Genomic DNA, 17,669 nt, shown 5'->3' with positions numbered 1-17,669 from the left:
CACATAAATACTCATGAAACATCCTCCAAATTAAATACTGAATATCTGTGAAATTTCTGGCATCTGTCTTTGAGCAATCGATGTAACAGATAAATTTGCCCAAATTTGAAAGTAGAAGGCAACTGGTAAGAATTATGTCATCTTATTCTCATCAAAATCGGGTTATTGATATTTACGATGGTTATGAAAGTAAGTTTTTAACACCTTTTCAGCGAAAGGCATTGCTAAAAAATTTACAAAGCAATTCACAACCAGAATATCGGCGACGAATTGAGATTATGTTGTTAGCAGATATGGGCAAATCGCAAACTCATATTTGTGACATGATTGGTTGTTCTCAGGAGATGGCTAGGTATTGGATAGGTACTGCTGAGGCGGGGATGGCTCACAAATGGAATCAGCGCCCATTGGGTAGACCAAAGATTGTTAATCATCAATATATTGAAAGATTGAAGGAATTAGTCAATTCTAGTCCCCGTGAATATGGCTATGCTTTTGGTGATTGGACGGCGCAATGGTTGAGTAAACATTTAGCGAAAGAGTTGGGAATTCAAATTAGCGATCGCCACATTAATCGCCTCCTTAAACAAATGGGACTTTCTACTAAACATAAAAGTTCCCCATTGATAACTACTGAAAATCAGGATTTAGCAATTAAAATTAGTGATTTGCATTCTCCGCCTGAACCTAGTTTTCATTGGTCATTGAATCTCATGCAGACCAATAAATAATAGTGTTTTGGAGGTTAGGAAATGCTATCAGCGTTTTCTCAGGAACAGTTAGTTACACACATTAGGCAAGTCTTGGGTGATGGCTTATCAGATCAAGCAGTTATAGATTGTACCAAGGCTTTAGAAATTATTGAACCACCAGTAGCAAAGCAATTTTGGCAAGCGACAACAGCAAAGCCGGGAATTTATGTTGTGCTGACTGGTAAGGTGAGATTACTTGATAGCTCGAACAATTTAATTAATACTCTCACTTCAGGGTCATCATTTGGGGAGTTAACTTTATTTCCAGAACAAGATTTTAGCAGTTATGTGGCTAGAGCTTCTATGAATTTAAAGGTTGCCTATCTTCCCCAAGCAATATTAACTAAGGTAATGGGAGAGTTTCCTAGTGTTTATCATCTTTTGCTGAATAAGGCAGAGCTAATTAACACTGCGAATTCTTCAGAAATTCCGCTGATTGAAGCCCCAAGAACTGTAAATAGTGCCAATTTACCTCAACCAATAATTCCCCCACCAACACAAGTAAAAAAACGCCCTCAATACTTTCCTATTCCTACGGTAGTTGTTGGTAATTGGTGGCGTAAATTTACTAAACGCTATCCATTTTTTGAACAACAAAGTGCTGCTGATTGTGGTGCTGCTTGCTTAGTTATGGTTGGCCGTTATTGGGGAAAAAACCTGAGTATCAATCGGCTGCGGGATCTGGCTAATGTTAGCCGGAGTGGTGCATCCATGCGAAGTTTGAGTGCAGCAGCAGAAAGCCTTGGTTTTGCTACCCGTCCGGTGAAAGCCAGTTTGGATAAATTTGCCCAACAATCTTTACCAGCGATCGCTCATTGGCAAGGTAGACATTACATTGTTGTCTATGAAATTACCAAAAAACAGGTAATTGTTGCTGATCCCGCTATTGGCCAACGTCAGCTTACTATTAAGGAATTTCTTGCAGGTTGGACTGGTTACGCTTTACTATTACAGCCTACAACTTCACTCAAAAAAACGCAAGAAGCTAACACGCCATTTTGGCAGTTATTTGATTTAGTTAAACCGCATTTTCAGGTTCTCTTAGAAGTATTTATTGCTTCGGTATTAATTCAGGTATTTGGATTAATCACACCTTTATTTACTCAACTTTTATTAGATAGAGTCATTGTTCAAGGTAGCATCTTAACTTTAAATACTGTCGGGTTTGGATTGTTAATTTTTGGGTTGTTTCGGGTTGCTATTAATGGGTTAAGACAATATTTACTAGATCACACCGCTAACCGCATTAGTGTGGCTTTAATGGTGGGATTTATTAAGCATACATTTGGCTTACCTCTGTCATTTTTTGAGTCTCGTTATGTGGGAGATATTGTCTCTCGTGTTCAGGAAAATCAAAAAATTCAACGGTTTCTGACGGGTGAAGCTCTATCTATTGGCTTGGATTTATTAACAGTTTTTGTTTATGTGGGATTAATGTTTTGGTACAGTCCACCAATGGCATTAATGACATTGGCAATTGTGCCACCCTTTGTGTTATTAACATTCTTTGCCACACCATTTTTGCGGCGGATTAGTCGAGAGGTATTCACAGCAGGAACTTTGGAAAATAGTTATTTGATTCAAAGCTTGACGGGAATTTCTTCGATTCGCTCAATGGCTATTGAACAAACAGTTCGTTGGCATTGGGAAGAGTTGCTAAACAATTTAATCAAAAAGAACTTTAGTGGTCAAGTAATTAGTAATCAACTGCAATTAATTAGCTCTACTATTCAATCTTTAGCAAGTACAGGGTTGCTCTGGTTTGGCGCTTGGTTAGTCATTCAAAATCAACTTACTATTGGTCAGTTAGTTGCTTTTAATATGTTACTGGGTAATATTATTCAGCCTTTCCAACGATTAATTATTTTGTGGAATCAGTTACAAGAGGTGATTGTTGCTACAGAACGAATTAATGATGTACTGGAAGCACAACTAGAGGAAGATTTAGAACATAACCCTCGACAATTTTTACCGAGATTAATCGGGAGAATCCGTTTTCATAATGTTACCTTTCGCTATCATCCCGAAAGTGAGATTAATATTTTAGAAAATCTCAGTTTTGAAATTTTACCTGAGCAAACTGTAGCAGTTGTTGGGCGCAGTGGTTCTGGAAAAACAACACTTTCTAAGTTAATTTTGGGTTTATATCTAGCGACAGATGGAAGAGTTTTAATTGACAATCAAGATGTTACTAGTATTTCCTTACATTCTTTGCGATCGCAAATAGGAGTTGTTGATCAAGATACATTTTTATTTGGCGGAACAATTCGGGAAAATATCACAATTGCCCATCCAGAAGCCTCTTTAGAAGAGATTGTGGAAGCTGCCCAACTTGCAGGTGCAGATGAGTTTATCAAAAGGATGCCAATGGGTTATGAAACCCAAATTGGTGAAGGAGGCGGAATGTTATCTGGAGGTCAACGTCAACGGTTAGCAATTGCCCGGGCTTTACTGGGAAATCCGCGACTTTTAATATTAGATGAAGCTACAAGTCACCTTGATGCTGAATCTGAACGGATTATTCAGAACAACCTCAAAAAAATTCTGCAAGGACGTACAAGTGTAATTATTGCTCACCGTCTTTCTACAGTTCGTCATGCTGATCTAATTTTAGTTTTAGATCGTGGTGTTTTAGTAGAAAGCGGTACACATGAAGAATTAATTACCAAAAAAGGACATTATTTCTATCTCAATCAACAACAATTAGCACAAACAAATTAATTGTTTAATAACCAGATCCCCGACTTATTGAAGAAGTTGGGGATCTATAACCAGAATTCTAAAATTATTTATGCCACAGTCAGTTTACACACAACCAACAACTACCATAAAGCCGCAGAATCAAACTGAATCTACTGCTTTTATCCAAAATCAACCTCAGACTCAGACATTAAATAAAGCCCAAGATTGGTTTTATGGTACAGAAGAATTATTAGATGCTTTACCAAAAGTATGGACTCGTTCCATGTTGTATTTATTAGTCAGTTTTGCCGCAATTATTTTACCTTGGGCAATGTTAACTAAAGTTGATGAAACAGGAAGTGCTAGTGGCAGAATAGAACCCAAAGGGGCAACACAAAAATTAGATAGTGCGGTAACTGGTAGTGTAGTTGCTGTTAATGTTAAAGAAGGTGCAATCGTTAAAGCTGGACAGGTATTAGTAGAAATGCAATCTGATGTTTTACAAACAGAAATACAGCAAATAAAAGATAAATTAGATGGGTTAAAAAATCGACAATCTCAACTGGAAATACTGAAGAATCAAGTCTTCATGGCAATTAATATTCAACGTCAGCAAAATCAATCTCAATCATTAGAAAAACTTGCTCAACTTAATCAAGCCCAACAAACATTTGAGACTAAAAAAAGTGCCTATAATTTCCAGGATTTGGAGAAATTAGCCCAAATTGATCAGGTAAAACAGAATATACGATCTACTCAAACTAACTATAGATTAGCTACAAGTCGGTTACGTCGAGATGTTTCTGAAGTTGAACGTTATCGGCTGTTGTTAAAGCAAGGAATAATTTCTCAAACTAAAGTAGTAGAATTGGAAAAAATTGCCGAAGAAAGTCAACGTTCACAAGAAGAAGCAAAATTTAATCTGCAAACAGCACAGTTACGGCTAAAAGAAGAGGTCAGCCGTTATCAGTCACTAATGAATCAAGTTCGCTCAGATATTGAACAGGCAAAACTACGTTTACAAGAAGAAGAAAATAGTTATAAAAGTTCTATGCAAGGAGGAGAATTAGTTTTATTAAAAAGTCAGGAACAGTTTAAAGACATCCAAAATCAAATAATTTCTCTTCAATCAGAAATGATGCAAACAAAAGGACAGCTTGCATCTTTAAATTTACAACTAAAACAGCGAATTGTCCGCTCTCCTATTGATGGAATAATTTTTGAATTACCTATTAAAAAACCTGGTTCTGTGGTACAATTAGGACAAATGATTGCTCAAATTGCTCCCGAAAATACCGCTTTGATTTTGAAAGCCCGTATGCCCAGTCAACATAGTGGTTTTGTCAAGGTAGGAATGCCAGTAAAAATTAAATTTGATGCTTATCCTTTCCAAGAATATGGAATTGTATCAGGACGGATTAGTTGGATTTCACCTAACTCTAAAATTCAAGAAAATAGTTCTAACCGAATAGAAACTTATGAATTAGATATCGCTTTAGAAAATCCTTATATTCAAGTTGGTAGCAAACAAATTCCTCTTACCCCTGGACAAACAGCAAGTGCGGAAGTAATCATTCGTCAACGTCGAGTTGTTGACTTTATTTTAGATCCATTTAAGAAGTTACAGAAAAATGGTTTAGAGCTTTAAATAAGGTATTATACTGAAGACATAATTCAATAAATTATGTCTTTTTTAATAGACGTTAATATGCAACTTTTTGATTATTCCTAAAAGAAAAATGTCAGAATTAAGTAGTTAAATGAATTAAGGATTTCGAGGATACGATAATGGAGAAAATAGTAATTAATGACTTATATCCTAGTCATTTAGTAACCTTTATTGATGATTTAAAAATATCAAAATTAGGTATTTTATTAGGGGGAGGTTTTTGGGGAGGCTATCCCAGTTTAGGGCTAAGTCCTAATGTTTTTATAACCACCGTTTATGATGGACTAAACAGCATATCAACAACTTATGAAGGAGCCGGTAGTTTTCATGATAATAAATTTAATACGATAGATTACGCTCGGACAGTTAATGCTTGGGTAAATCGGTAATTATTTTAGCAGATTCAAGGGCAATTTTGTCAAGTTTACCAGAACTATTCACTGTTTGATGAGGCAATAAGATCATGGCTACAATCATAATTTCTGACTTACAGGAAAAGACATTTTTGGATGACTTAAATTCAGAGCAAATACAGCAAATTTTAGGTACTGGTATTTTACCTTTACCTTTCTTGGGTGGACGTGGTTCTAATGTTGCTTTAACCACTGTTTATGATGGTATAAATACCCTGGAAACAGCATATCGTGGTCCATTTAGTTTCTACGATAATAAGATTTTTACTCTTGATCTTGCCAGAAGTGCTGTTTATTTAGTATTGTGAATAATTTTTAGTTGGTTGTTTTTTCTTCTTTACACCCCATAATGCTTATTTCTGAGGAAGTAACAACTTCCTTTTTTGTTGTTTTTGCTGATAGCTGATAATTGTTTACAGTTATGTGAAAATTGTTTTATGTTAAGATATAGTATTGTAGGTATGAATTACTGTATATAAATGATAGAAATTTCCCAGACAGTAATTATTCCTGATAGCGATATGGAAATTACTGCGATTCGTTCTCAGGGTGCAGGTGGTCAAAATGTTAATAAGGTGGCTACTGCTATTCATTTGCGCTTTGATATTTGTGCTTCTTCTTTACCAGAAATCTATAAAGAACGGCTTTTGAAGTTGAAAGATAACCGCATTACTCTTGAGGGAGTTGTGGTGATTAAAGCGCAGGAATACCGCAGTCAAGAACAGAATAAGGAGGAAGCTTTTCGACGACTTCAGGAACTGATTAAAAGTGTGTCTGTTTTACCGCGAAAACGCAAACGAACTAAACCAAGTCGCAATTCTCAAAGAAAACGTCTTGATAGTAAAAATAAGCGCGGACAAATTAAGTTGACTAGAGGAAAAATTACAGAATAATCACGATGCTATTACTGTGATGATAATATATAGCAATCCTAATAAAATACAAACATCTCCTTTCTCTCTTTCTCTGTGTTCTCTGTGCCTCTGTGGTTCGTTGAAAAAAATCTTGTACATAAATGCTATATATTAACGTCCCAACATTTTATCTCGCAAATGCTTAATGCGATCGCGCAATTTTCCAGCTTCTTCAAATTCCATCTTCTTCGCTGCTTCCTTCATCTGTTTTTCTAAAATTGTAATTAACTCTGGAATATCTTCCACCGATAATTCATCTAAATGTTCATCAACCATTTTTAAATCAGTGGCATTTAAACGACGAGAAGCATCTAAAAAAGATAAAATCGAATTAGTTTGTTTTTTAATAATCGGTTGCGGCGTAATTCCATGCAGTTTATTATAAGCCGTTTGAATTCCTCTTCTTCTATCAGTTTCATCAATGGCTTTAATCATACTTCCTGTTAATTTGTCAGCATATAAAATTGCCTTTCCTCTAATATGACGCGCAGCCCGGCCGATAGTTTGAATTAACGAACGTTCAGTCCGCAAAAATCCTTCCTTATCTGCGTCCATAATTGCAACTAACGAAACTTCAGGTAAATCCAAACCTTCCCGCAATAAATTTACACCGACTAACACATCAAAAACACCATTTCGCAAATCCTGTAAAATCTCAATCCGTTGGATGGAATTGATTTCTGAATGTAAATATCTGATTTTAATTCCCCTCTCTGCTAAATATTCAGTCAAATCTTCCGCCATGCGTTTAGTTAATGTAGTAATTAACGTTCTTTCTTGACGGTCAACTCGATCTTTTATTTCTCCTAATAAATCATCAATTTGTCCTTCCGTGGGACGCACAAATATTTCTGGGTCAATTACTCCCGTCGGTCTAATTACTTGTTCAATAATATTCTCTTCCGAAATTTCCAATTCCCAATTTCCTGGAGTTGCAGAAACGAAAATACATTGATTGACTTTTTGCCAAAATTCTTCCGCTTGTAAAGGACGATTATCCGCCGCACTGGGAAGCCGAAAACCATGATCTATTAATACTTTTTTTCTTGCTTGGTCTCCATTATACATTCCGCGAATTTGGGGAACGGTAACATGAGATTCATCTATCACTAATAACCAATCTTTGGGAAAATAATCAATTAAACATTCTGGTGGTTCTCCTGCTTGTCTACCTGCTAAATGACGGGAATAATTTTCTACGCCGTTACAATATCCCACTTCTCTTAACATTTCCAAATCATAACGGGTGCGTTGATCAATGCGTTGTGCTTCCACTAATTTCCCCATTGATTCTAATGTTAATTGTTGCTGTTTTAATTCGGTGGCTATATCTTCACAAGCTATTTCTACTCTTTCTTTAGGAGTAACAAAGTGACGCGCAGGGTAGATATTTACTGCTTCTAAACTGTGGAGAATTTCCCCACTCACAGGATCTACATATCTAATTGCATCAATTTCATCACCAAAAAATTCCACTCTAATAATTCTATCTTCGTAAGCAGGAGAAATTTCTAAAACATCACCCCGAACTCGAAATTTTCCTCTCCCCATTTCTATGTCATTGCGAGTATATTGAACTGCTGTTAAATCCCGTAAAACTTGACGCGGATCAATTTCCATTCCCAATTGTAATCGAATTGCGGCTTTCAGGTATTCCGCCGGCATTCCTAAACCGTAAATACAACTAATTGAAGCCACAACAATCACATCCTTGCGTTCAAATAAGGAACGGGTGGCGGAATGTCGTAACATATCTATTTCTTCATTTATCGCTGATGTTTTCTCTATATAAGTATCAGTAACGGGTAGATATGCTTCGGGTTGATAGTAATCGTAATAACTGACAAAATACTCAACTGCATTATGAGGAAAAAACTCCCGCAGTTCGTTACACAACTGGGCGGCTAATGTCTTATTATGGGCTAATACTAGGGTAGGTCTACCGACTTTTTCAATGACTGCGGCTATGGAGAATGTCTTACCGGTTCCTGTCGCACCCAGTAATGTTTGATAATGATTTCCTGTTTGAATACTAGCAGAAAGTTGTGCGATCGCTTGTGGTTGATCACCGGTGGGGACAAAAGGCGCTTGCAGATTAAAATCCATTATCTAGCTTGAACGTTACACCTAGCAATTCTACACAATTTCTCAGTTTTACGTTTGGCGCGAAATTTTTTTTTCGGGGTTTGGCTTGCAACATCGCCGGCGATGTGCTATATTAATATAATGGAGTGGTGATAAAATTTTTATAAAAGCACACATTCCCATTATCATAATATCACGCCTGGCGGCGCAAGTCAACCCCCAAAGCCTGAATTTATTTTTGCCGGCTCAAAAAAGCCGCACCCAATTGATTTATTGTGAAAATCCTTGTAGTAATCGTTGAATAGAAATTTTAATTTCTGGAAATGCTAATGGAGATATTTCACCGCAAGTAAAGGTTAATTCTCTAGAATAATTACCATTTATTGGTTCTCTAAACACTTTTAATTGTTGATTTTTTAAGTCTACTACCCAATACTCATTAATTAATCCAGCAGCATAGGTTTTGCGTTTTATCTCTAAATCTTTACTTAGAGTAGTTTTAGAATATTCGATTAACCAAAATATATTTTCAGGATAAGGGTGGTGACTGCGATAAATAGCACGCAGTGGTTCAACTATTGCTAAATCTGGTGCTGGTTCTGAATTGCTATTAGGTATTGTAATCGGTTTTGCATCTCTTACCAGTGCTTTTGAACCGAGTAATTCCCGCAAATATTCAGCAGAATCAGTATTAATTTGCGCGTGTTCTGGTCCTTCTGGTGCCATGTTGATAATTTCTCCATTTAGTAGTTCAACTTGACGACCAGCTAAAAGGCCAATTTCAATCATACGATGATAGTCGTCTAAACTCCATTTAGCAATAGTAACTGTCATGGTTAGTTTTCCTAAAGCTAGGGTACGATTTTGATTTTAACTTGAATTTGATACAGCAACTGTGTATCTAATCCAAGTGCATACCCCTATAATAGTCGGTTTTAACCGACTTGAGCTATTAGACAGGGAATTTATTCCCTGGCTTCTGGCTTCTGACTGCGTTAAAATTTGTAATATGCTAAAGGCTGGTTGTGTATACCGATTATATCAAGTGCAATGGGATAAGAGCAGATAGATAAAAATAGTATCAGAACTGGTTAAAATAGAAAATAAATCTATTGCTGTTTTGAAATGATACCAGAAGCAAATATTGAAGATGTTCAAGAACCAATTACCAGCGCACCACCGGAAGTGAAGCAAATTATTGAGAAGGTATGGAGGTTGGAGAAAAGTCGGTTAGATAGAAAGAGTAAGGGTCATATTAATGATGATATTCTCACTATTGTGAAGGAAGCGGTACAATGAAGCTAACTTCGATTAAATTATGTAATTTTCGTTCTTTTTATGGGAAAACTCCAGAGATAACTTTGGCTGGTGGAGATGTTCGCAATACTACGATGATTTATGGTAGTAACGGTGCAGGTAAAACTAGTATTTTGAATGCGTTTACTTGGGTTTTATATGAAAAATTTAGTGCGGCTTTTGCGTCAACGGAACAGTTAGTAAATAAACGCGCAATTTCAGAATCTCAACCTAGTCAACCTGTGGAATGTTGGGTGGAAGTTGGTTGGGAACATGAAGGTAATCGTTATCGTGCTACTCGTGGTTGTCGGGTTTATAAAAATGAAAGTGATGTGATTGAAGCTGGGAAAACTCAGTTAAAAATTCAAGTTGCTGGAGATGACGGAAAATGGTATTTCCCACTTCAGCAAGCTGAGGAAATTATAACTCAGATTTTACCAGCAAGTTTACATCAATATTTTTTCTTTGACGGTGAACGCATTGAAGAAATTGTCCGTTCTGATAATAAAGCGGAAATTTCTGAAGCCATTAGAACTTTTTTGGGTGTGGAAGTTATTGAACTTTCGATTAAACACTTGAAAGATGCTAAAAAGAGTTTAGAAACTGAGTTAAAACATATTGGTGACGCGGAAACTAAACAGTTATTGAATCAGCAAGAAAAGCAAGAACTGGAAATTGACAATATTAATAAACGTCAAACGGAAATAAATCAAGAGTTGGAATGTCAACAGACTTTCAAAAAGGAAGTTAGTAACAAGTTACGAGAATTGAGTGCTGTTAAGGAATTACAGGAAAGAAAGCAAAGTTTAGAATCTCAAAAAGATAGTTTGCGGGAAGAGTTGAAAAAAACACGGGAGAATTTGAAAAAGGTTATTTCTGCACGGGGTTATACTGTTCTGTTATCGGAAACTACCGCTAAGTTTCGGGAAATATTTACAGATTTAAAACAAAAAGGTGAATTAACTGCGGGAATTTCCCGGGAATTTGTCAATGATTTACTCAATACTGGACGTTGTATTTGTGGTGCAGATTTAAGGGAAGGAACTCACACCCATTTTCATGTCAAAAATTTAATGAGAAAATCTGGTTCTTCCACTGTAGAAGAAACCGCAATTAGAATGAGCGCGCAAGTTGATGAAATTGATAAACAAGCAGTTGCTTTTTGGGAAGAAGCGGACAGGGAACAAGTACGAATTCAACAGTTACGGGAAAATCTTAATCAAGTTGAATTGGAATTAGCAACTATTCAAGAACAACTCCGAAAAGATCCCAATGAGGAAATTAGTAGTTTACAAAAACGTCTGGATGAAATTGAAGCTAAAATTGATGACTTAAATCGAGAACAAGGTGCAAATCAACAGGAAGTTTCTCATCTAAAAACAGCTATTGATGCTTTGATAAAACAAATATCTAAGCAAAAACAAAATGAGGAAAAACAATCTTTAGCACAGCGTCGCATTAATGCTACTCAAGATGCAATTGACAGATTATCGGAAGTTAAAAACCGTCAAGAAAATCAATTTCGTCTCCAATTGGAACAGCGGGTACAGGAAATTTTCTCAGATATTTCTTTTACTCCTTATGTTCCCAAAATCAGCGAAAAGTATGAGTTGAGTTTGGTGGAAAATACGACGGGATTTGAAGCACCAGTCGCAGCTTCTACGGGAGAAAATCAAATTCTCAGTTTATCTTTTATCGCTAGTATTATTGATAAGGTGCGTGACTGGAGTGAGAAGCGGAAAATGATGATGGTTCCTGATAGTAGCACTTTTCCTATTGTTATGGATTCTCCTTTTGGGAGTTTAGATGCTAATTCTCGTCGTCACATTGCGCGAACTATTCCTAAGTTAGCAAATCAGTTGGTTGTGTTGGTGACTAAGACTCAATGGAGGGTTGAGGTTGAGGAGGAAATTGCTGATAAGATTGGGAAGGAATATGTTTTGGTTTATTATTCTTCTAAGCCTAATTGTGAACAGGATTTTATTGAGTTGGGGAGGGAACGATATGCTTTGGTTCGTCAGAGTTTGAATGGTTTTGAATATACTGAAATTGTTGAGGTTGAATAAATAATTTTTGTTTCGCGCAAAGTCGCTAAGAAGCAAAGTCGCAAAGGAGGAAGAAAGAAATGGTTGCTAATTTTGAGAAAAGTTATATGAGTCCTCTGGAGTATTTGGAATGGGAGGAACAGCAAGATATTAAATATGAATATATCAATGGTGAAGTTTTTGCTATGACTGGGGGAACTATTCCCCATACTACTATTGCTTTAAATTTGGCTTCTGGGTTAAAAAATCATTTGCGGGGTGGTAATTGTCGTCCTTTTATGGCAGATGCTAAAGTGGGTATATCGGAAAATGGTCCGTTTCATTATCCTGATGTCATGGTAAGTTGTGATGAACGGGATAAACAAGCTATTAAGTTTATTCAATTTCCTTGCTTAATTGTTGAGGTGCTTTCTCCGAGTACGGAAGCTTATGATAGGGGGGGTAAGTTTCAGCAGTATAGACGGATTCAAACTTTGCAAGAATATGTTTTAATTAGTGCTGATAAAATCGGTTTGGATTGTTTTCGCTTAAATGATAGGGGTTTATGGGAGTTACATCCTTTTGTTGAGGGTGATAATGTACATTTAGTTAGTGTTGATTTTACGTTTCCTCTTTCTCTGGTTTATGAGGATGTTTTTTGATTTTTTGTTTCGCGCAAAGTCGCTAAGGAGCAAAGGCGCAAAGAGGAGGATAAGATTGTAGTATTAGTAGGTTAGGTTTGGTTTATGATGTTAAGGGTGTATATTTTATAATTATGGCTGCAAATAGAATCAAAATTGCTCAAGATAAGGCTGAGTTGGTGAAGTCGTTACTAGCGTCTAAGGAAACACCGGGACTTTTCCAAACTTATGTGGAGGTGATGATATTTGCGGCAGCATTAGGAGTAAAGTATAAAAAAAGTGTTCCTCTGGGAGATACTACAAAAAGAGAGCCTTCTCCAATTCCACAAGAAAATTTTGCTTCACTGGGTTATGACAAAATTATCAAATTATTAGGAATTGTTGAGACAAGTGATATCCAAATACTTGCTTCTAGAGAAGATGTATATGAGGATAAACGGACTCAAGTATTTGAAGAGTATGCTAATGGGGGATTAGAAATATTACAAAGTGAACTGCGCGGAGTTGTTGATTATGAAATACAATTTCTATTGATTTTAAGAAAAGCAATAGATTATCAAGAAAATAATATAGAAGGAGAATTTAATTTAACTAGATTTTTAAAATAATCCATTTTGTTCGCGTTTTTATAAAGTAGTGAGATATGAATAGTCTTCGTTTTTATTGTGAAAAGTTTTCTAAGTTAAAAGTAAGTAGTAGCCGAAAACGTGGTAATGCTCAATATAAACCAATATTACTTTTAACCGTAATTGATTTGATTATGAGAGGAGTTATTACCAATAATCAAATTTTTGTCTCAGATGAATTAATTCAAGCTTTTAATAAATATTGGAATGTTATTGGCTCACAATCTTATAAAGGAGGTTTACACTATCCATTTTTTCATCTCCAAAGTGAGAGATTTTGGCACGTAGAAATTAAAGCAGGTTTTAATAATTTACAACCAAAAACAACTAACCAATTAAAACAGGCTGTTGAATACGCATATTTAGACAGTGAATTATTTAACTACTTACAAGATGAATCTTCTCGAAAAGAATTAATTGATGCACTTGTAGCCGCTTTTTTCTCGGATAATGAAGATGAAATTGAAGAATTTCTACAAATTAATCAAACTTTTCAAGATTATCCAGAAGTAGAAAAACTAGATGATATTGAAAATTTACCTAACAACCCTAAATGGAGTTTAAAAAAAACACTAATTAGAAATGCCTTTTTTAGAAAAGCGGTTGTTTCTGTATATGATTGTCAATGCGCTTTTTGTGGGTTAAAAGTTACTAAAACTGGTAATCAAAATATTGTTGACGGCGCACATATAAAACCATTTTCTGCTTTTTATGACAGTAGAATACATAACGGAATAGCACTTTGTAAAAATCATCATTGGGCTTTTGATAGAGGTTGGTTTGCTGTTGACGATAAATACAAAATTATCGTTAGTAAAGAATTAGAAGAAGTATCTCCCCATGCTAGAACAATAACGGAATTTCATGGGGAAATACTCATATTACCGAAAGTAGAGAAATATTTTCCAGATATTGAAGCTTTACAATGGCATCGTCATCATATATTTCAGCCATAATTAGCTATTATTATAAAATAATCGGAAGTCCTACATCTTGCGGTTTTACCAATTTTCCATCAAAACCTATAGTTTGTTCTTCCATTGTCCTAGCATTAGCTAAAGCTTTACGTAAAGCAGTAACTTCCATTTTTTCAGTCATTCCTCCCAACATATAAATAAATAACTTCACAGCTAAATCTTTTCCTACTACCTGTACCCGCTTTTTATTGGGGTCATATAAAACCCCATACCATAAAGAGTGAGGATATTCCATACTACTAAAACCCCCTTGACGGTCAAATTTCTCTAACTTCTTAAAAATATCCGTCAAAGCAAAATCTTTTTTAAACACCAAAGTTCCCAAAGCTTGCGCTAAAGCAACTTGAGAAACTGGACGAAATAACATATTTCCCTCACCTCCGTCTTTTTCAAAATGGAAGCGCCGCAAAACAGTTGTATCTTCGTGTTCCAATATTTTATAACTGGGAAGATTAGCTAAATTATCAAAAAGTAGTCTAAAATCGGCAATTCCTTCCTGAATTTCTTCATTTTCTGGACGCATGGGAATTAACCCTTTTTCCAAAGGTTTCCAGTGGGGGAACTTTTGCCCCAAATACCTTTCAGACATATCTTGTAAAGCTTGCAGGGTAGTCAAAACTGTAGAATTAGCGGCTACTGTGGCACTATTCCAATTAACACGGGGATTGCGATTAGGTTTTTGTTCTAAAAGTGGATGTGTAACGGCAATTTTTCGCGCTACAATAGCAAAACCATCATCTTCATTTAATTGTGCTAACTGACCTTTAGTTAAAGGTGCAGCCATTAAATTTACATGAACAAAAATTGATCTTACCCGTCGTTTTGCTTCTGTATGAGTTTCCCCGGTATTCACAGCACAAATAAACTCAATGCCAATTTTTTCTTTAGATAAACCTTGTAAATAAGCAGGTTCTACTTGATATTTCTCAATCAAATCAGATAAGGTAATAAAACTATCATCCGCAGTTTTATCCTTTTTATAACGTTGAAGTTTACCAGATTTAATTAACTCCATTAAACCTTGGACACCCATTAATCTATGCTGACCATCTAAAGCATAAATTGTCACATTGTCTTCAGAAATATTCAGTAAACCGACTTTACCATCTTTATCTAAAGGTATAAAATCAGTAGTCGCCTTTTTAGCCCGTCCTTGACTATCCCACTCCGCTGCTTTGGGGTTATCTACCCAAGGTTGATTAATTACCACCAACACAGCCGGAAATTTATGATTTTTCCTCGCTGCTAAATACTGTACTAACGGTGCTTGACGCGACCAATCAACAGGACGTTGTTGAATGTCATCAATACTATCAGCGTCAATTTCAATATTCTCTGTCTCTGGGTTGTACTTTTTTTGCAGCAGGGGTAAACCAGACGCAAAATGTACCCGTCCCGCGAACCATTCCAATGTCACAGAACCTACATAAGCCTCTGTACCACCCATTTCGGTCTTTTGAACAAGAATTTGGTCTTTTTTCTCTGAAAACCTGTCTAGCAGTAAAGCTAATACCTGTTTATCCTGATTTTCCCGTTCTAAATACTCGTTAGCGAGTTGATTATTTAGTGTATCTGTACTATCATTCATGTTAATTTTTGAAAACTTAGTTACTAACTCTTGCTTTATTGTCCAAAAAAATGGATACTAGGGATGCAATTTTTAAAAATATGCTGCACGCATAGCTTAGATTTATTTATATACTAAATGATTCCATCCCCCCAAAGGGAAGTATTGATTCTATGTTCATGTATCCACAGGTAGGGAAAAATGACTACAGCACAACAGCCAGAAAATAAAAATCAACCGAATCGTACTGTACCAGAGTTAGTGGAGTATATCCAAGCTTTGACGACAGAAATTCAAGAATTGTATTGTTTAGATGAGATACCTTGGGTAGTAGGCTATTCAGGTGGAAAAGATAGCACTGCTACTTTACAGCTTATTTGGAATGCAATTTCTGGACTTCCAGCGGAAAAAAGAACTAAACCAATTCATGTAATTACGACAGATACAGGTGTAGAAAATCCCTATGTTTCTGCTTGGGTAAAAAGCTCATTAAAACAAATGGAAGTAGCGGCTGAAGAGCAAAAAATGCCAATACAACCTCATTTGCTGCAACCAGAAACTAAACAAACATATTGGGCAGGTTTAATTGGTAAAGGCTACCCAGCACCGCGCAATAAATTCCGCTGGTGTACCGGACGGCTAAAAATTGAGCCTTCTAATCTTTTTATTCGTGACGTTGTGAGAGCTAATGGTGAAACAATAGTTATTTTAGGAACTCGCAAAACTGAAAGCATAACTCGCGGTTTGATAATGATGAAACGTGAAGCAGGTCGAGTTAGAGAGCGTCTTTGTCCTCATCCTAATTTGATAAATTCTCTACTTTACACACCTATTGAAGATTGGCGAACTGATGAAGTTTGGCTATATTTAATGCAGTTTTCAAACCCTTGGGGATATAGCAATAAAGATTTATTTACTATGTATAGAGGTGCAACAGCAGATAATGAATGTCCTTTAGTTGTTGATACTTCTACTCCTAGTTGTGGAAGTTCTCGCTTCGGTTGCTGGGTTTGCACATTGGTTAACAGTGATAAATCTATGCAAGCAATGATTCAAAATGATGAAGAAAAAGAATGGTTACAACCATTAGTGGATTTTCGTGCTGAATTAGATGTTGACCGTGACCGCGAAAAAAGAGATTTCCGTCGTATCTGGGGAGAAGTTCAATTATTTGAACGTAATGTAAATGGTGAAGCATCTATTGAACCTATACATGGTCCATATACAAAATATTGGCGAGAATATTGGTTAAGAAAATTATTAACAGCGCAAAAAGAAATGCGTGAAAATGCGCCCGAAAATATGCGCGATATTACCCTTATTTCTCAAGCAGAATTGAGTGAAATTCGCCGAATATGGTTAGAAGAAAAACACGAATTTGATGATAGTGTCCCCCGCATATACGAAGAAGTCACAGGAGAAGTATTTAAAGATCCTCGTCCTGGTGCAGATCAAAGCATACTTGGTAGCGATGAATGGGGAGTATTAGAAGAAATTTGTGAAGGTGACGGAATGCACCTAGAACTAATGGCCAGACTATTAGATACAGAAAGACAATTTAAGAAAAAAACTCGCCGTGTGGGTATCTACGAAAGCCTAGAAAAATGCTTTGATACAAGTTCCCGTTCACCAGAACAAGCGATCGCAAATGCCCATTTAAAACGGGATTTAAGACAAGCAGCATTAGAAGGTGATGTTGCGACAATTCGGGAAAAATTCAAACAATTAAGTTTAGGAGATACCGCCGAAAAACAAGAGAGTAAACCACAAACTTGGGCTAACTTCAAATATGCACAAAAGAACCCAGATGATAACCCAGACCAATAGAATATCCTCCCCACCCTCGTTCCTAGCCTCTGGCTGGGAATGCCAATTTTGAGGTTTTACCTCAACTCATTATAACCGAGGCAGAGCCTCTTGACAGCATTCCCTGTCAGAGACAGGGAACGAGATAAATATCTCCCTTCTCTCTTTCTCTGTGTCCTCTGTGCCTCTGTGGTTCGTTTAAAAAAACTAGAATACC

15 protein-coding genes are annotated in these 17,669 nt (G+C 36.2%); 12 read left to right on the top strand and 3 right to left on the bottom strand.

The window, feature by feature from the left end; all coding sequences use genetic code 11:
* The first annotated feature begins 134 nt into the window (after positions 1-134).
* The 6 genes from FJR06_RS21825 (at position 135) to arfB (ending at position 6,409) form a co-directional block, all read left to right on the top strand.
* Positions 135-731: a helix-turn-helix domain-containing protein gene (locus tag FJR06_RS21825; protein WP_015079883.1), complete on the top strand. Its 597-nt coding sequence runs from the start codon at positions 135-137 to the stop codon at positions 729-731.
* A 21-nt stretch (positions 732-752) separates the two neighbouring features.
* Positions 753-3,473, top strand: a complete 2,721-nt coding sequence (locus tag FJR06_RS21820) for a peptidase domain-containing ABC transporter (protein ID WP_015079884.1) — start codon at positions 753-755, stop codon at positions 3,471-3,473.
* 70 nt (positions 3,474-3,543) lie between these two features.
* A complete protein-coding gene (locus tag FJR06_RS21815) occupies positions 3,544-5,082 on the top strand; it encodes an HlyD family efflux transporter periplasmic adaptor subunit (RefSeq protein WP_168652254.1) in 1,539 nt (512 codons plus the stop codon).
* Positions 5,083-5,222: 140 nt separating this feature from the next.
* Complete coding sequence (locus FJR06_RS21810) at positions 5,223-5,492, top strand: hypothetical protein (RefSeq protein WP_015079886.1); 270 nt, start codon at positions 5,223-5,225, stop codon at positions 5,490-5,492.
* 74 nt (positions 5,493-5,566) lie between these two features.
* A complete protein-coding gene (locus tag FJR06_RS21805) occupies positions 5,567-5,824 on the top strand; it encodes a hypothetical protein (RefSeq protein WP_015079887.1) in 258 nt (85 codons plus the stop codon).
* Between the two features lie 171 nt (positions 5,825-5,995).
* Positions 5,996-6,409 (top strand): alternative ribosome rescue aminoacyl-tRNA hydrolase ArfB, encoded by a 414-nt coding sequence (arfB, locus tag FJR06_RS21800; RefSeq protein ID WP_015079888.1) that lies wholly within the window; start codon positions 5,996-5,998, stop codon positions 6,407-6,409.
* Between the two features lie 132 nt (positions 6,410-6,541).
* Here the strand turns inward: arfB and uvrB are convergent, their stop codons facing one another.
* Together uvrB and FJR06_RS21790 are read right to left on the bottom strand one after the other, a co-directional pair.
* Positions 6,542-8,539: an excinuclease ABC subunit UvrB gene (gene uvrB, locus FJR06_RS21795; RefSeq protein ID WP_041457899.1), complete on the bottom strand. Its 1,998-nt coding sequence runs from the start codon at positions 8,537-8,539 to the stop codon at positions 6,542-6,544.
* Between the two features lie 246 nt (positions 8,540-8,785).
* Positions 8,786-9,349 (bottom strand): Uma2 family endonuclease, encoded by a 564-nt coding sequence (locus FJR06_RS21790; protein WP_015079890.1) that lies wholly within the window; start codon positions 9,347-9,349, stop codon positions 8,786-8,788.
* Positions 9,350-9,640: 291 nt separating this feature from the next.
* Here FJR06_RS21790 and FJR06_RS21785 point away from each other — a divergent pair, with 291 nt between their 5' ends.
* From FJR06_RS21785 to FJR06_RS21765, 5 genes are all read left to right on the top strand, one after another.
* A complete protein-coding gene (locus FJR06_RS21785; protein WP_015079891.1) occupies positions 9,641-9,814 on the top strand; it encodes a hypothetical protein in 174 nt (57 codons plus the stop codon).
* A complete protein-coding gene (locus FJR06_RS21780; protein WP_015079892.1) occupies positions 9,811-11,877 on the top strand; it encodes an AAA family ATPase in 2,067 nt (688 codons plus the stop codon). The genes FJR06_RS21785 and FJR06_RS21780 overlap by 4 nt, the downstream gene beginning before the upstream one ends.
* 59 nt (positions 11,878-11,936) lie before the next feature.
* Complete coding sequence (locus FJR06_RS21775; RefSeq protein WP_168652253.1) at positions 11,937-12,497, top strand: Uma2 family endonuclease; 561 nt, start codon at positions 11,937-11,939, stop codon at positions 12,495-12,497.
* Between the two features lie 113 nt (positions 12,498-12,610).
* The gene (locus tag FJR06_RS21770) at positions 12,611-13,084 is read left to right on the top strand and encodes a DNA phosphorothioation-associated protein 4 (protein WP_168633477.1); all 474 of its coding nucleotides are present in this window, start codon (positions 12,611-12,613) and stop codon (positions 13,082-13,084) included.
* Positions 13,085-13,119: 35 nt separating this feature from the next.
* Positions 13,120-14,058, top strand: a complete 939-nt coding sequence (locus FJR06_RS21765) for an HNH endonuclease (RefSeq protein ID WP_168652252.1) — start codon at positions 13,120-13,122, stop codon at positions 14,056-14,058.
* A gap of 10 nt (positions 14,059-14,068) precedes the next feature.
* On the opposite strand, the gene FJR06_RS21760 is transcribed toward FJR06_RS21765, so the two are convergent.
* Positions 14,069-15,667, bottom strand: a complete 1,599-nt coding sequence (locus tag FJR06_RS21760; RefSeq protein ID WP_168652251.1) for a DGQHR domain-containing protein — start codon at positions 15,665-15,667, stop codon at positions 14,069-14,071.
* 180 nt (positions 15,668-15,847) lie between these two features.
* Between FJR06_RS21760 and dndC the strand changes: the two genes are divergently transcribed.
* Positions 15,848-17,473: a DNA phosphorothioation system sulfurtransferase DndC gene (gene dndC / locus FJR06_RS21755; protein WP_168652250.1), complete on the top strand. Its 1,626-nt coding sequence runs from the start codon at positions 15,848-15,850 to the stop codon at positions 17,471-17,473.
* Positions 17,474-17,669: the final 196 nt, after the last annotated feature.

Origin of the sequence: Dolichospermum sp. UHCC 0352 (assembly GCF_009711925.1) — a bacterium.
In the GTDB taxonomy this organism is placed as follows: Bacteria; Cyanobacteriota; Cyanobacteriia; order Cyanobacteriales; family Nostocaceae; genus Dolichospermum; species Dolichospermum lemmermannii.
Note: the sequence above shows the minus strand (reverse complement) of the source record. Positions and strands in the feature narration are given on the sequence as shown.

Coding starts and splice junctions, on each gene's coding strand:
- FJR06_RS21785 (WP_015079891.1), top strand. CDS start 9,641: ATGATACCAGAAGCAAATATTGAAGATGTTCAAGAACCAATTACCAGC.
- FJR06_RS21820 (WP_015079884.1), top strand. CDS start 753: ATGCTATCAGCGTTTTCTCAGGAACAGTTAGTTACACACATTAGGCAA.
- FJR06_RS21775 (WP_168652253.1), top strand. CDS start 11,937: ATGGTTGCTAATTTTGAGAAAAGTTATATGAGTCCTCTGGAGTATTTG.
- arfB (WP_015079888.1), top strand. CDS start 5,996: ATGATAGAAATTTCCCAGACAGTAATTATTCCTGATAGCGATATGGAA.
- FJR06_RS21770 (WP_168633477.1), top strand. CDS start 12,611: ATGGCTGCAAATAGAATCAAAATTGCTCAAGATAAGGCTGAGTTGGTG.
- FJR06_RS21780 (WP_015079892.1), top strand. CDS start 9,811: ATGAAGCTAACTTCGATTAAATTATGTAATTTTCGTTCTTTTTATGGG.
- FJR06_RS21815 (WP_168652254.1), top strand. CDS start 3,544: ATGCCACAGTCAGTTTACACACAACCAACAACTACCATAAAGCCGCAG.
- FJR06_RS21790 (WP_015079890.1), bottom strand. CDS start 9,349: ATGACAGTTACTATTGCTAAATGGAGTTTAGACGACTATCATCGTATG.
- FJR06_RS21810 (WP_015079886.1), top strand. CDS start 5,223: ATGGAGAAAATAGTAATTAATGACTTATATCCTAGTCATTTAGTAACC.
- FJR06_RS21765 (WP_168652252.1), top strand. CDS start 13,120: ATGAATAGTCTTCGTTTTTATTGTGAAAAGTTTTCTAAGTTAAAAGTA.
- dndC (WP_168652250.1), top strand. CDS start 15,848: ATGACTACAGCACAACAGCCAGAAAATAAAAATCAACCGAATCGTACT.
- FJR06_RS21760 (WP_168652251.1), bottom strand. CDS start 15,667: ATGAATGATAGTACAGATACACTAAATAATCAACTCGCTAACGAGTAT.
- FJR06_RS21825 (WP_015079883.1), top strand. CDS start 135: ATGTCATCTTATTCTCATCAAAATCGGGTTATTGATATTTACGATGGT.
- FJR06_RS21805 (WP_015079887.1), top strand. CDS start 5,567: ATGGCTACAATCATAATTTCTGACTTACAGGAAAAGACATTTTTGGAT.